The organism is Cupriavidus sp. CuC1, assembly GCF_044627735.1.
Classification (GTDB): domain Bacteria; phylum Pseudomonadota; class Gammaproteobacteria; order Burkholderiales; family Burkholderiaceae; genus Cupriavidus; species Cupriavidus ulmosensis.
Genome location: NZ_JBIUHC010000213.1, coordinates 1 through 14,290, shown reverse-complemented (window position 1 = coordinate 14,290; position 14,290 = coordinate 1). Strand labels below are relative to the sequence as shown.

The window sequence follows — 14,290 nt, the reverse complement described above, 5'->3', positions numbered from 1 at the left end:
GGCTGCTGCGGCGCCGCTCGCCGCCGCATCCCCGGCTTCGGCGCCTGCGGCCACCACTGGCGCCGGCGCGAATGCCGCGGACGCTACCGTTGCTGGCGCCGCCAAGCCTGCTGCTGCTTCCACGCCTGCCGCCAAGCGCCCGCCGCTCGTGACGCAGCCCACGCCGGTGGCCCAGCCGTCCTTCATCGAAGACCTGCTGGCCAATCCGATGCTGCTGCCAGGCGGCGGACTGCTGATTGCCCTGCTGGGCGGCTACGCGATCTATCGCCGGCGCCAGCAACAGAAGACCAGCGACGGCGCGGCCTTCGGGGACAGCGTCCTGTCGCAGGAAAGCACCGTCATGGCCGGCGGCAATTCGCTGTTCGGCGCCGCGGGCGGGCAGAGCGTCGACACCTCGCAGCACAGCGTGTTCGGAGCGGATTTCCGCATTGGCAACAATGTAGCGGAAGCCAATGAGGTCGATCCGATCGCCGAGGCCGATGTCTATATCGCCTACGGGCGCGATGTGCAGGCCGAGGAAATCCTGCGCGAAGCCCTGCAGCAAAACCCTGAGCGCCAGGCGATTCGCCTGAAGCTCATGGAGATTTACAACACTCGTCAGGATGTGGAAGGTTTTCGCGTGATTGCAGAAGAAATGTTCGCCCAGACTGGAGGACACGGGGCGGAGTGGGCACAGGCAACGGAGATGGGGCGTAGCCTCGACCCGAGCAATGCCTTGTATTTGAGCGTGGCGCCTGACGTGGCGTCTGGCGACACTACCACCTTGCCGGCCGATCAGTGGCGCACCCACGATCCGTCGCAAGATCTGGCGGCGCCGCGGGAAACCCCGCTGGCGGACCTGGCAGACTTTGCGCTGCCGCTGGATGGGTTCCCCGCGCCGGCAGCCGGTGCGCCGATCACCGCGCCCGAGTCCGCCTCGCGCGTGTTCGGCAGCGGCGAGGCGGTGCCTTCGGCGCTTGCCACGCGCCTGGACGATGGCCTTGGCCTGGACCTGCCCGAGACCCATGGCATCGGCGCTCATGACGACGTGCCGGCGCTGGATACGCCTACGCGTAGCCGTCCGCTCGACTTCGACATGTCCGCCATCTCGCTGGACCTCAATCCGGCGGGCCATGCCGGCGCGCGTGCCGATAGCCCGGCACAAGTGCATGAAGAGGCCCGTTCCTTGTTCAGCTCTTCCCTGCCGGCGCCGACCATGCTGCGCGACGGCAAGCTGTCCGAACCGATCGACCTGTCCCGCGTGAGCGCGGAAAGCGGGCTGGACACGGCGCGTGGCATCTCGCCGAGCACGTTGTCGGCCGACTCTGTGGATGGTGGCCGCGACATGCAGATCAAGTTCGATCTGGCCCGCGCCTATATCGAGATCGGCGACAAGGAAGGGGCGCGGGAGCTGCTGCAGGAAGTGGTGGACCAGTCGCAGGATCCGCTGCTGACGGAAGCCAAGACTTTGCTGCGTGACGTGGCATAACTGGTGGCTTAAACGGTGGCTTAAACGGGGGCTTAACCGGCGGCCTGGCCGGTGAGCTGACAAGCAAGCTGTAGAATGTCGGGCTGTGCGCAAGCAGTGCGCCCGGCAGCTCGCCACCAATGCGCCGGGAGCGTGGCTCCCGGCGCATTTGCTTTTTGCGAGCCGGCCATCGGGCGTTTTTTCGTTGGCGCCGCGCCGTTTTCGCTAGCTTCCGTTTTATCGTCAATTTCCGCCCCATGACCCGCATTGCCCTCGGCCTCCACTATGACGGCGCCGCCTTCTCCGGCTGGCAGTCGCAACCGCACCGCAATACGGTGCAGGACCGGCTCGAGGACGCCGTCGAGCAGTTCGCCGGCAGCCGCGTGATGACCACGGTGGCTGGCCGCACCGACACAGGCGTGCATGCGCTCGGCCAGGTGATCCACATCGACACCGACCTGTCGCGGGAACCGTTTTCCTGGGTGCGCGGCGTCAACGCCTTCCTGCCGCCCAGCATCTCGCTGCAATGGGCCAAACCGGTGGACGACGGCTTCCATGCACGTTTCCTGGCCTTCGAGCGCATGTATTACTACGCGCTCTACACCGGCCCGCACCGTGTGCCGCTGGTGCACGGCAGGGCTGGCTACCTGATGCTGCCACCGGGCAAGAGCCTGGACATCGACGCCATGCGCGCGGCCGCGGGCTGCCTGCTCGGCGAGCACGATTTCTCGGCCTTTCGCGCCGCCGAGTGCCAGGCGAAGTCGCCCGTCAAGACCATGTACGACATCACCTTGAAGGCCGACGGCGACTGGCTGTTCGTGCGTTTTCGCGCCAGCGCCTTCCTGCACCACATGGTGCGCAACCTGATGGGTTGCCTGGTGGCGGTAGGGCGGGGACGCAACCCGCCGGAGTGGCTGGCCGAGGTGCTGGCCGGGCGTAGCCGCGCCAAGGCAGCGCCCACCTTCATGCCCGACGGCCTTTACCTGGCCGGAGTGAAGTATCCTGAGCAGTACCAGATCCCGGCCGCCGACACGGCCGCCAGCCTGTTCCATGGAGTGTTTGCCAATGACCCAGTTGCCTGAAGCGGGCAGCGCGCCGCACCGCACCCGCGTCAAGATCTGCGGGCTGACGCGCGAGGAAGATGTCCGCGCCGCGGTCGATGCCGGCGCCGACGCGATCGGCCTGGTGTTCTATCCGGGCAGCCCGCGCTTTGTCGAGGTGGCACGTGCCGCTGCGCTGGCGGAAGCCGCCGGCCCGTTCGTGTCGGTGGTCGGCCTGTTCGTCAATGCCGAGGCAGAGCACATTGCCCATGTGGTGGAGCGGGTGCCGCTTACGCTACTGCAATTGCATGGCGACGAGAGCCCCGAGGACTGCTCCCTGGTGGCCCAGCGCTGCCGGTTGCCGTTTCTGCGCGCGGCACGCGTGCAGCCCAGCCTTGATTTGGTAGAATTCGCAAATCTGTATCGTGATGCCGCTGCCTTGCTGCTTGATGCCTTCGTCGAAGGCTACGGCGGTGGCGGGCACGTCTTCGACTGGACCCTGATACCCCCGGCATGGCTTCCGCCCACCCACAACCCGATCGCAAGCGCCGCTCCTCGGATCGTTTTGAGTGGTGGGTTGAACGCGCAAAACGTCGCTGGCGCGATTGAGCGCGTGCGGCCCTACGCTGTCGATGTAAGCAGCGGCGTTGAGGCTGCCAAAGGCGTGAAAGACCACGCCAGGATTGCCGCTTTCGTGCGCGCGGTGCGCAGCGCGGATGCCGGGTAGGGCTGGTTGCCCATCGGGCTTCGGCCCCCCACATATTCCGCGCAATCTCCGCGCCTGTACCGCGCACGACCCTAACGTCATCGAGCCCCTGCCAGACCGGCAAGGGCCCTGTTCAGAAGAGCTGACTCATGTACGACCTGCCCGATTCCCGTGGCCATTTCGGCCCCTATGGTGGTTCCTTTGTTTCCGAGACCCTGGTGCACGCGCTGGACGAGCTGCGCGAAGCCTATGCGCACTTCCAGAAGGATCCGGAGTTCGACGCGGAATACCGCCGCGAGCTGAAGCATTTCGTCGGTCGCCCCTCGCCGATCTATCACGCTCAGCGCTGGAGCGAGATGCTCGGCGGCGCGCAGATCTATCTCAAGCGCGAAGACCTCAACCACACCGGCGCCCACAAGATCAATAACGTGATCGGCCAGGCACTGCTGGCCAAGCGCATGGGCAAGCCGCGCGTGATCGCCGAGACCGGCGCCGGCCAGCACGGCGTGGCCACCGCCACCATCGCCGCGCGCTTTGGCATGGAGTGCGTGGTCTACATGGGCTCGGAGGACGTCAAGCGCCAGGCCGCCAACGTCTACCGCATGAAGCTGCTGGGCGCGACCGTGGTGCCGGTGGAAAGCGGCTCCAAGACCCTCAAGGATGCGCTCAATGAAGCCATGCGCGACTGGGTCACCAATGTCGAGAACACTTTCTATATCATCGGCACCGTGGCCGGCCCGCATCCTTACCCGATGATGGTGCGCGATTTCCAGTGCGTGATCGGCGAAGAAGCCAAGGTGCAGATGCCGGAGATGACCGGCCGCCAGCCCGATGCCGTGATCGCGTGCGTGGGCGGGGGCTCCAATGCCATGGGCATCTTCTATCCGTACATCGAGGACAAGGACGTGCGCCTGATCGGCGTGGAAGCCGCTGGCGACGGCCTGGAAACCGGCCGCCACGCCGCCGCGCTGATCGGCGGCTCGCCGGGCGTGCTGCACGGCAACCGCACCTACCTGCTGCAGGATGCCAACGGCCAGATCATCGAGACCCATTCGATCTCCGCCGGCCTGGACTATCCCGGCGTTGGCCCCGAGCACGCATGGCTCAAGGATATCGGCCGCGCCGAGTATGTCCCCATCACCGATGAGGAAGCGCTCAAGGCCTTCCACGACTGTTGCCGCATCGAAGGCATCATCCCGGCGCTGGAATCCAGCCACGCCATCGCCTACGCCTGCAAGCTGGCGCCCACGCTGCCCAAGGACAAGTTGCTGCTGGTGAACCTGTCAGGCCGTGGTGACAAGGACATGCATACCGTGGCCGAGCGTTCGGGGCTGACCCTCTGATGCGCGATTTCCTTCCGCCGGGCGCCGCTGAAGGCGGCGCCCCGTCCGCGCCCGCGCCAGTCGCGGCACCGCAACTGACGCTCTACCAGGAAGACGTGCTGGAAGGCATCAAGCGCATTGCCGACGGCTCCATTGACCTGATCGTGGCCGATCCGCCCTATGGCTTGGGCAAGGACTACGGCAACGACTCCGACCGCCTGTCCGGCGACGCTTACCTGGATTGGTCAGCGAGCTGGATCGATGCGGTGGTGCCCAAGCTGGCGCCGCGCGCCTCGCTCTACCTGTTCTGCACCTGGCAATACTCGCCGGAGCTGTTCGTGATGCTCAAGCAGCGCCTGACCATGATCAACGAGATCATCTGGGACCGGCGCGTACCGAGCATGGGCGGCACCACGCGCAAGTATTCCTCGGTGCACGACAACATCGGCTTTTTTGCCCGGGCCCGCGACTACTACTTCGATCTCGACCCGGTGCGCGTGCCGTACGACGCCGAGACCAAGAAGGCGCGCAGCCGTCCGCGCTTCGAGGGCAAGAAGTGGCTGGAGGTTGGCTACAACCCGAAGGACCTGTGGAGCGTGCCGCGCATCCACCGGCAGGATCCGGAGCGTGCCAATCACCCGACCCAGAAGCCGCTGCATATCGTGCAACGCATGGTGCTGGCCAGCTGCCCGCCCGGCGGGCTGGTGCTCGATCCCTTTACCGGCAGCGGCACCACAGCCGTAGCCTGCGCGCTGCACGGGCGCCGCTTCGTCGGCTTCGAGATGAATCCCGACTATGTCGACGTGGCGCGCGAACGCGTCGCGGCATGCATCAACTCGCCGCAGGCCGCGCCCGCTACCCTGAACATCGCAGCCGCGAACGATGAGCCCCTGATGGCTGCCTCGTCCACGCCGTTGCCTACTCTCGCCCAATGACCATGTCCCGAATCAAATCGACTTTCGCGGCGCTGGCCGCGCAGAACAAGAAGGGCCTGATTCCGTTCATCACCGCCGGCGATCCCGAGCCCGGCCTGACCGTCGCGCTGATGCATGCACTGGTGGCGGGTGGTGCCGACGTGATCGAGCTTGGCGTGCCGTTCTCCGACCCGATGGCCGATGGCCCGGTGATCCAGCGCGCCTCCGAGCGCGCGCTCGCCAATGGCGTGACGCTGACCAAAGTGCTGGCCTGGGTGGCCGAGTTCCGCCAGACCAACGCCACCACGCCGGTGGTGCTGATGGGCTACGCCAACCCGATCGAGCGCATGGGCGAGGAAACGTTCGCCAAGGCCGCGCGCGCGGCCGGTGTCGACGGCGTGCTGGTGGTCGACTACCCGCCCGAGGAGTGCGAGTCCTTTGCCGCGCAGATGCGCGCCAACCAGATGGACCCGATCTTCCTGCTGGCGCCCACCTCCACCGACGATCGCATCGAAGCCGTGGCCAAGCTGGCTAGCGGCTACCTGTACTACGTGTCGCTCAAGGGCGTGACCGGCTCGGCCACGATCGACCTCGACAGCGTGGCCGCGCGCATTCCGCTGATCAAGCGCCACGCCAACCTGCCGGTCGGCGTGGGCTTTGGCATCCGCGACGCGCAGACCGCGCGCACGATCGGCAGCGTGGCCGATGCCGTGGTGATCGGCAGCCGCCTGGTGCAATTGCTGGAAGATGCGCCGCGCGACCAGGCGGTACAATCGCTGCAGTCGTTCATCGCGGAAATTCGCCAGGCCCTCGACGCCTGAATGTGATTGAAGCGGCGCCGCTCGTGTTGGTGCACGGGCGGTGAGCGCAGCAAAAAACACTGTTTTTGACGGCCGTTGTGCCGCAACATGCGCATCGCCCCGGCAGAAGGGGGACTGCGGGCCGCAGGCATGGTAAATTCGCGGCCTGACATGTTCCGCGCATGTGCCGAAAGGAGCCTTTCATGAGCTGGTTGGATAAACTCCTCCCTCCCAAGATTCAACAGACCGACCCCTCCACCCGCAAGGGCATTCCGGAAGGGCTGTGGGTCAAGTGCCCGTCGTGCGAGTCCGTGTTGTACCGGACTGACGTCGAGGCCAACCTCCACGTCTGCCCCAAGTGCGACCACCATATGCGCATCCGCGCCCGCGCCCGCCTCGACGGGCTGCTGGACGCCGAAGGCCGCTATGAGATCGGCCAGGAGATCCTGCCGGTCGACGCGCTGAAGTTCAAGGACACCAAGAAGTACCCGGACCGCATCAAGGCTGCCATGGACGACACCGGCGAGACCGATGCCATGGTCGTGATCGGCGGCGCCATCCACACCATTCCGGTGGTGGTGAGCTGCTTCGAGTTCGAATTCATGGGCGGCTCGATGGGCTCGGTGGTGGGCGAGCGCTTTGTGCGTGGCGCCCAGGCGGCGCTGGAGCAGAAGGTGCCGTTTATCTGCATTACCGCCACGGGCGGCGCGCGCATGCAGGAAAGCCTGCTGTCGCTGCTGCAGATGGCCAAGACCACGTCCATGCTGAACCAGCTGTCGAATGCCAAGCTGCCGTTCATCAGCGTGTTGACCGATCCGACCATGGGTGGGGTTTCCGCCAGCTTTGCGTTCCTGGGCGATGTCGTGATCGCCGAGCCCAAGGCGCTGATTGGCTTTGCTGGTCCTCGCGTGATCGAGCAGACCGTGCGCGAGAAGCTGCCTGAGGGGTTCCAGCGGGCTGAGTTCCTGTTGCAGAAGGGCGCGATCGATATGATTGTCGATCGTCGCAAGTTGCGGGATGAGCTGGCGCAGTTGCTGGCTTTGCTGCAGAAGCAGCCGGCGGATGCTGTGGCTTGAGGGTTGGGTTGGTTGAGGGTGATTAGGCGCGGACTGGGATGTTCGCGCTTTTTCGCTTTATGGGGTGGGGGTGGGGTGTTTAACTGCAACTGCAACTGCAACGGCTTAACTGCCACTTCAAAGTCAAAGGCAGTTTCACCTCCCCTGCGGGGAGGCGACCTACTTTCTTGTCTCGCCAAGAAAGTAGGCAAAGAAGGCGCCCCATAACGGGAGATGAAAACCTTGACGGCTCGCTTCGCATCGCGGGCGGGTGATTGCCGCCTGGGGGCGGAAATCACGGCTACACCGCATGGTGATTTGAGGACATCGCTCTCGCGCTGGTTCGGCTGTGTTTCCCGCCAGTCAGGCGGGAAACACCTACGCGCGATGCGCAGCGAGCCGTCAAGGTTTACCTAGGCCGTATGGGGCGCCTTGGGATTTGACGAAAAGAGCGGAAAAGAGGGACCCATGTCTGAGTTTCGCCTTAAGGCGATGCGAGTTTGGGTCCCGGCCGCTCTTTTCGTCAAATCCCAAGGGGGTGTCGCCCCATCCGGCGCGCCTTTTGGCTACTTTTTTGGCAAGACAAAAAAGTAGGTCGCCTCCCCGAAGGGGAGGTGAAATTGCAGTTGCTTTTGACGTTAAGCCGTTGAATTTGAAGCTGATTTTGCAGTTGCAGTCGCAGTTGACCTTGACCGAAGGCGCTTGCCTTAATCCAACCCACCCCAATATCCACCCCAAGCCAAGCCAAGCCAATCCAATCAATTCCGCCCCGCGAAAGAACCACTTACCTCAAAACCGGCTCCAATAAGCCAGACCCCCGATTCAATCCCGTCCCCCCAATCATGCCTATCTTCCCCTCCCTTCCCGAATGGCTCACCCATCTCGAAACCGCCCATCCGGTCGGCATCGACATGGGCCTGGCGCGCATCACTCGCGTCAAGGAGGCCCTGGGGCTGCGCATCGATGCGGTGGTGTTCACCGTTGGCGGAACCAACGGCAAGGGTTCCACCTGCGCCATGCTGGAGCGCATCCTGCTTGAGGCGGGCTACAAGGTGGGTTGCCATACTTCGCCGCACCTGATGGCGTTCAACGAGCGTGCGCGCATCAATGGCGAGTTCGCCACGGACGCGCAGCTGTTGCCGCATTTCGAGGCGGTGGAGCGGGCGCGCACGAGCTTCGCGGATCCGGTGAGCCTGACGTATTTCGAGTTCACCACGCTGGCCATCATCCATGCCTTCGCCGCGGCGGGGCTGGATGCCATGATCCTGGAAGTGGGGCTGGGCGGCCGGCTGGATGCGGTGAACGTGATCGATACCGATTGCGCCATCGTGACCAGCGTGGACATCGACCATACGAGTTACCTGGGCGATACGCGCGAGAAGATCGGCTACGAGAAGGCGGGGATCTTCCGCCCGGGCGTGCCGGCCATCGTGGCGGATCCGATGCCGCCGCAGTCGGTGATCGATCACGCCGAAGCCATCGGCGCAGATCTCTGGCTGGTGGGCCGGGACTTCCATCAGCAGGCTTCCAAGGGCCAGGAGCGCCAGCAGTGGGACTGGAGCAGCCGCGAGCGCAAGCTCAACGGGCTGGGCTACCCGGCGCTGCGCGGCGCCAACCAGTTGCTCAACGCCTCGGCCGCGCTGGCCGCGCTGCAGGCAATGCGCCCGCGGCTGCCGGTCAGTGCCCAGGAAGTGCGCAACGGGCTGGCCTTCGTGGAATTGCCGGGACGCTTCCAGGTCATGCCGGGACGCCCGACTGTGATCCTGGATGTGGCGCATAACCCGCATGCGGCTGCCACGCTTGGCCAGAACCTCGACAACATGGGGTTCTTCCGCTACACCTACGCGGTGTTCGGCGCGATGGAGGATAAGGACATCGCCGGCGTGCTGCGCCATCTGGCCGACAAGGTCGACCACTGGTGCCTGGCCGACCTGCCGACGCCGCGCGCGGCCAGCGCGGCGGATTTGCTGGAGAAGCTGGAAGAGGGCGGTTTTCATCCCGGGCCTGACGCTACCGCGGCCTGCTTTGCCAGCCCGGAGGCGGCTTACCGGGATGCCCTCGGCAGAGCGACCGAGGATGATAGAATTCTGGTCTTCGGATCGTTCTACACCGTGGCGGGCGTGATGGCATATCGCGCCACCCGGGCAAATTGAGTCGCGCGGCCGCCGGGCAGTTATCCGGGGCTAACACCGGGGCAAATCGCCGCGCAATCTGAGCGACAATTTCAACGGCCGGTTTTGCGGCCGTCGCACCGAACCAATCTATGGGCCTGCTTTCGCTGTTTTCTTCCCGCAAGGGCAACGCCCCGGCACCGGAGCGCGGGCGCCGCTCGCGTTCGGATCCGGGTGCAGGCATCGCTTCGTCGCGGCGCCTGGCCGAGGAGTACGCGGACGACACGCTCGACCCGGAGTTTCCGCAAAAGCAGCGGGCGCGCCGGCGCCTGATCGGCGCCGTGGTGCTGATGGCGGCTGCCGTTATCGTGCTGCCGATCGTCTTCGAGACCCAGCCAAGGCCGGTCAACGACAATATCTCCGTCAAGATCGATGGTGGCCCGGGCGGCGCTGCCGGCAAGGTGAAGCCAGATGCCCGCAAGGCGGATCCGTTGCCGCCCGCGCCGCAGTCCAAGCTCGATAGCCAGGCGCTCGATGCCGGCGAGGAACTGGTCGCCGATTCGGCCGCGGCCAAGCCTGCCGCAGCCGCCGTTGCAGCGACAGCCGCTGCGGCTGCGCCCACCGAGAAGATCGCCGACAAGCCGGCCGCCGCCGCAGCCAAGCCGGGCAGCGGCAAGTTCCTTGTGCTGATCGGCGCTTTCTCCTCGGAGGAGAAGGCCAAGAGCTGGCTGGGCAAGCTCAAGGCAGGCAAGGTGCCTGCCTATATCGAGAAGAAGGTGTTGGCCGACGGCGAGCGTGTGCTGCTGCGTGCCGGCCCTTTTTCGGATCGCGACGCGGCTGACGCCGCCGAGAAGCGGGTGCGCGCCGTGGGCCTGACCGCCAAGGTGGTCGAACAATAAAGCCCGGCGCGGGCTGGTTGACCCATCAGACCCACCGCCCAGCCGCCGCACCGGGACACCGTATTACGCATGCAGCCGACTTTTTTCGATTACAGCGTTGTTTTCATCCTTATCGCCTCGGGCCTGATCGGCGTGCTGCGCGGACTGGTGCGGGAAGTGCTCTCGCTGATCGGCTGGGTGGTGGCGTTTCTGGTGGCCTACCATTTCGCGGGCACCGCGGCTGGCTGGATTCCCGAATCGGTGCCCGGTGGTCAGCTGGCGCGCAGCGCACTGGGCTTCGCGGTGATCTTCATCGGCACCGTGATCGCCGCCGCACTGGCCGGCACGGTGCTGGGCCAGTTGCTGGAGAGTACCGGGCTCAAGCCTGCCGATCGTGGCCTCGGGCTGGTGTTCGGGCTGTTGCGCGGCGCGCTGGTGGTGATGTTCGTGGTGACCCTGGCCGGGTTCACCAAGCTGCCCGAGGAGGCATTCTGGCGCGATGCGCTGTCCCGGCCCTACGTGATGCAGGCGATGGAGTCGCTGCGGCCCTGGCTGCCTCCCGAAGTCGCCAAGTACGTCAAGACATGACATGACATGAAGCCGGGCGGACTCGCCTGGCCGGTAGTACGCGGGCTCCTCCCTGCAGGGCGGGGCCGCCCCCTGATTCAAACGCCTTTCCTGGGAGCTTGGCATGTGCGGTATCGTCGGTGTGGTTTCATCCACGCCCGTTAACCAATTGATTTACGACAGCCTGCTGCTGTTGCAACACCGCGGACAGGATGCAGCCGGCATCGCTACCGCAAATGGCAGCACCTTCCACATGCACAAGGCCAACGGCCTGGTGCGCGACGTGTTTCGCACGCGCAATATGCGCGGCCTGCCTGGAGCCGCCGGCATCGGCCAGGTGCGTTACCCCACCGCCGGTTCGGCCTCGAGCGAGGAAGAAGCCCAACCGTTCTACGTCAATGCGCCCTACGGCGTGATCCTGGCCCACAACGGCAACCTGACCAACTGGAAGCAGTTGCACGAGGAGCTGTTCAGCCGCGATCGCCGCCACATCAACACGCACTCCGACACCGAAGTGCTGCTCAACGTGCTGGCCGACGAGCTGCAGCGCGCCAGCAGCGGCCTGGCGCTGGACCCGCCCACGATCTTCAGGGCCGTGGCGGGCATGCACCGCCGCGTGCGTGGCTCGTACGCCATCGCCGCGCAGATCGCCGGCTACGGCATGCTGGCCGTGCGCGATCCGTTCGGCATCCGTCCGTTGTGCCTGGGCAGCGTGGAAACGCCGACCGGCAAGGAATGGATGGTGGCGTCGGAGTCGGTGGCGCTCGAAGGCATCGGCTACAAGCTCGAGCGCGACGTGGCGCCCGGCGAGGCCATCTTCATCGACCTCGACGGCAAGCTCTACACCCAGCAATGCGCCGATAACCCGGTGCTCACGCCGTGCATCTTCGAGTACGTCTACCTGGCCCGCCCGGATTCGTGCATCGACGGCGTGCCCGTGTACGACGCGCGCCTGCGCATGGGCGATTACCTGGCCGAGAAGATCCGCCGCGAAGTCTCCGCCGGCGACATCGACGTGGTGATGCCGATCCCCGACTCCAGCCGTCCGGCCGCCATGCAGGTGGCCAACAAGCTGGGCGTGAACTACCGCGAGGGCTTCTTCAAGAACCGCTATATCGGCCGCACCTTCATCATGCCCGGCCAGGCGGTGCGCAAGAAGTCGGTGCGCCAGAAGCTCAATGCCATGGGCGTGGAGTTCAAGGGCAAGAACGTGCTGATCGTGGACGATTCCATCGTGCGCGGCACCACGTCCTTCGAGATCGTGCAGATGGCGCGCGAAGCCGGCGCCAACAAGGTGATCTTTGCCTCGGCCGCGCCGCCGGTGAAGTTCCCCAACGTGTACGGCATCGATATGCCCACCCGCAGCGAGCTGGTTGCCTACGGTCGCACGGATGAAGAAATTGCCCGCATCATCGGCGCCGACAAGCTGGTCTACCAGGACGTCGAAGCCATGAAGCAGGCCGTGCGCGACATCAACCCGAAACTCAACGACTTCGACGCCTCGTGCTTCGATGGCCGTTACGTTACGGGCGATATCGACGAAGCCTACCTGGAGCGCCTGGAAACCGCGCGCAGCCAGGCCGATCGCGATGGCACCGGTGGCCTTGGCGATGGCGAGCGCTCGCAACTGCACTTGCAGCGTTCGGGCGGTAACGAGTAAGACGGCGCATGCCCGCAACAGCCGCGATCACCGCGGCGGAGTTGACGAAAAGCGAGGCCCGGCCGTAACATTGCCGGGCGTCGATTTGATTGTCAGCTTGCGGACGCGGGTCCTGCCGGAGCGGTATGTTGATCGTTTTTGTAGATCGTTGCTCCCGGAACAGGAAATTGCCCGTCACAGGGAAATTGCCCGAAACAGCTAAAGCGGAACGCCGGCTTCCCGGTTGTGCGCACCACAGGCACGATGGCAAGCCGGATTCCCGCCGCAGCGCGGGGCCTATCCCAACGAACACAAGCAGCCCGTCGATTCGGCCCCCGGCCAATGATCGCACGGGCTTTTTTGTTGCTGCCGCCAGCGGGCAGCCTGGCTACCACCACTTACACGGATAACCGCGCGGGTACCACCGCCTCCCCCATCATGAACGAACCGCTTCCCCTCGACTCCCTCGGCATCGATACGCTTGGCGTGCGCGCCGGCACCATGCGCAGCGAGTTCATGGAGCACTCGGAGGCGATGTACCTGACCTCCAGCTTCTGCTTCAACAGCGCTGCCGAGGCCGCGGAGCGCTTCGCCAATTCGGAGTCGGGCTTTACGTACTCGCGCTTCACCAATCCCACCGTGGCGATGTTCCAGAGCCGCCTGGCCGCGCTGGAAGGCGCCGAGGCGTGCATGGCAACCGCATCCGGGATGAGCGCGATCATGTCGATCGTGATGTCGTCGATGCAGGCTGGCGACCACCTGGTCAGCTCGCGCGCCATCTTCGGCTCGACCATGACGCTGTTCTCCAACATCTTCGCCAAGTTCGGCGTGGAGACCACTTTTGTCGATGGCACCGACCTGGCGGCCTGGCGCGCGGCGGTCAAGCCGAACACCAAGCTGTTCTTCCTGGAAACGCCCTCGAACCCGCTCACCGAAGTGGCCGACATCGCCGCGGTGGCTGACATTGCCCACAACGCCGGCGCGCTGCTGGTGGTGGATAACTGCTTCTGTTCGCCGGCGTTGCAGCAGCCGATGAAGTTCGGCGCCGACATCGTGGTCCACTCGGCCACCAAGCATATCGACGGGCAGGGCCGCGTGCTGGGCGGCGCGGTGGTGGGCTCGCATGATTTCATCATGGGCAAGGTCTTCCCCTTCGTGCGCACGGCCGGGCCGACGTTGTCCGCGTTCAACGCCTGGGTGCTGCTCAAGGGCATGGAAACGCTGGCGATCCGCATGGAGCGCCACAGCGCGAGCGCGCTGGCACTGGCCGAGTTCCTGGAGTCGCATCCGGCCGTGGCCCGCGTGTATCACCCGGCGCTGCAGTCCCACCCGCAGTACGAGGTGGCCCAGCGCCAGCAAAGCGGCGGCGGCGCCATCGTGTCGTTCGAACTCAAGGGGGATACGCCGGAGCAGCAGCGCGCCAATGCCTGGCGCGTGATCGACAACACCCGCGTGTGCTCGATCACCGGCAACCTGGGCGACACGCGCACCACCGTGACCCATCCGTACACCACCACGCATGGACGCGTCAGCCCGGAAGCCAAGGCGGCCGCGGGCATCAGCGAAGGGCTGATCCGCCTGGCGGTTGGCCTGGAATCGGTGGCGGACCTGAAGGCGGACTTGCTGCGCGGCCTGCAGGGCTAAATAGCTGATATGACTCCCCCTGTCAATCGAGATTGGTTTGGTTCAGTTTGACAGTTTCATGTTGTTTCTCCCCCAATTTCCTGAGGGCGGCGTAGCAGTAAGTCTCGACGGTGGATCACGCTGATATCCGCGGGTTGGTTACCGCATTACAGAGGTCCGCCCAATGA

General features: G+C 65.2%; 12 protein-coding genes. All 12 read left to right on the top strand.

Annotated elements, in window-relative coordinates; all coding sequences use genetic code 11:
• The coding region (locus ACGLHR_RS46575; RefSeq protein WP_400102557.1) for a FimV/HubP family polar landmark protein at window positions 1-1,468 on the top strand (1,468 nt) is incomplete at its 5' end.
• A gap of 236 nt (window positions 1,469-1,704) precedes the next feature.
• Window positions 1,705-2,529, top strand: coding sequence for a tRNA pseudouridine(38-40) synthase TruA (gene truA, locus ACGLHR_RS46570; RefSeq protein WP_400102556.1), 825 nt, complete (start codon window positions 1,705-1,707; stop codon window positions 2,527-2,529).
• The gene (locus ACGLHR_RS46565; RefSeq protein ID WP_318238067.1) at window positions 2,513-3,214 is read left to right on the top strand and encodes a phosphoribosylanthranilate isomerase; all 702 of its coding nucleotides are present in this window, start codon (window positions 2,513-2,515) and stop codon (window positions 3,212-3,214) included. The genes truA and ACGLHR_RS46565 overlap by 17 nt, the downstream gene beginning before the upstream one ends.
• A gap of 128 nt (window positions 3,215-3,342) precedes the next feature.
• Window positions 3,343-4,536 (top strand): tryptophan synthase subunit beta, encoded by a 1,194-nt coding sequence (gene trpB / locus ACGLHR_RS46560; protein ID WP_267603811.1) that lies wholly within the window; start codon window positions 3,343-3,345, stop codon window positions 4,534-4,536.
• Window positions 4,536-5,450, top strand: a complete 915-nt coding sequence (locus tag ACGLHR_RS46555; RefSeq protein WP_400102555.1) for a DNA-methyltransferase — start codon at window positions 4,536-4,538, stop codon at window positions 5,448-5,450. Before trpB ends, ACGLHR_RS46555 begins: the two co-directional genes overlap by 1 nt.
• A gap of 2 nt (window positions 5,451-5,452) precedes the next feature.
• On the top strand, window positions 5,453-6,250 hold the full coding sequence (gene trpA / locus ACGLHR_RS46550) for a tryptophan synthase subunit alpha (protein WP_267603809.1): 798 nt from the start codon (window positions 5,453-5,455) through the stop codon (window positions 6,248-6,250).
• Window positions 6,251-6,432: 182 nt separating this feature from the next.
• A complete protein-coding gene (gene accD / locus ACGLHR_RS46545) occupies window positions 6,433-7,305 on the top strand; it encodes an acetyl-CoA carboxylase, carboxyltransferase subunit beta (protein WP_043347984.1) in 873 nt (290 codons plus the stop codon).
• A gap of 821 nt (window positions 7,306-8,126) precedes the next feature.
• Window positions 8,127-9,437 (top strand): bifunctional tetrahydrofolate synthase/dihydrofolate synthase, encoded by a 1,311-nt coding sequence (folC, locus tag ACGLHR_RS46540; RefSeq protein ID WP_400102554.1) that lies wholly within the window; start codon window positions 8,127-8,129, stop codon window positions 9,435-9,437.
• A gap of 110 nt (window positions 9,438-9,547) precedes the next feature.
• On the top strand, window positions 9,548-10,294 hold the full coding sequence (locus ACGLHR_RS46535) for an SPOR domain-containing protein (RefSeq protein WP_318231427.1): 747 nt from the start codon (window positions 9,548-9,550) through the stop codon (window positions 10,292-10,294).
• Window positions 10,295-10,363: 69 nt separating this feature from the next.
• Window positions 10,364-10,861, top strand: coding sequence for a CvpA family protein (locus tag ACGLHR_RS46530; protein WP_318231426.1), 498 nt, complete (start codon window positions 10,364-10,366; stop codon window positions 10,859-10,861).
• Between the two features lie 103 nt (window positions 10,862-10,964).
• Window positions 10,965-12,500, top strand: coding sequence for an amidophosphoribosyltransferase (gene purF, locus ACGLHR_RS46525; RefSeq protein WP_267603806.1), 1,536 nt, complete (start codon window positions 10,965-10,967; stop codon window positions 12,498-12,500).
• 417 nt (window positions 12,501-12,917) lie between these two features.
• The gene (locus ACGLHR_RS46520; RefSeq protein ID WP_400102553.1) at window positions 12,918-14,123 is read left to right on the top strand and encodes an O-succinylhomoserine sulfhydrylase; all 1,206 of its coding nucleotides are present in this window, start codon (window positions 12,918-12,920) and stop codon (window positions 14,121-14,123) included.
• The last annotated feature ends 167 nt before the right edge of the window (window positions 14,124-14,290 follow it).

Coding starts and splice junctions, on each gene's coding strand:
- ACGLHR_RS46565 (WP_318238067.1), top strand. CDS start 2,513: ATGACCCAGTTGCCTGAAGCGGGCAGCGCGCCGCACCGCACCCGCGTC.
- truA (WP_400102556.1), top strand. CDS start 1,705: ATGACCCGCATTGCCCTCGGCCTCCACTATGACGGCGCCGCCTTCTCC.
- ACGLHR_RS46530 (WP_318231426.1), top strand. CDS start 10,364: ATGCAGCCGACTTTTTTCGATTACAGCGTTGTTTTCATCCTTATCGCC.
- purF (WP_267603806.1), top strand. CDS start 10,965: ATGTGCGGTATCGTCGGTGTGGTTTCATCCACGCCCGTTAACCAATTG.
- trpB (WP_267603811.1), top strand. CDS start 3,343: ATGTACGACCTGCCCGATTCCCGTGGCCATTTCGGCCCCTATGGTGGT.
- ACGLHR_RS46520 (WP_400102553.1), top strand. CDS start 12,918: ATGAACGAACCGCTTCCCCTCGACTCCCTCGGCATCGATACGCTTGGC.
- trpA (WP_267603809.1), top strand. CDS start 5,453: ATGTCCCGAATCAAATCGACTTTCGCGGCGCTGGCCGCGCAGAACAAG.
- accD (WP_043347984.1), top strand. CDS start 6,433: ATGAGCTGGTTGGATAAACTCCTCCCTCCCAAGATTCAACAGACCGAC.
- ACGLHR_RS46535 (WP_318231427.1), top strand. CDS start 9,548: ATGGGCCTGCTTTCGCTGTTTTCTTCCCGCAAGGGCAACGCCCCGGCA.
- ACGLHR_RS46555 (WP_400102555.1), top strand. CDS start 4,536: ATGCGCGATTTCCTTCCGCCGGGCGCCGCTGAAGGCGGCGCCCCGTCC.
- folC (WP_400102554.1), top strand. CDS start 8,127: ATGCCTATCTTCCCCTCCCTTCCCGAATGGCTCACCCATCTCGAAACC.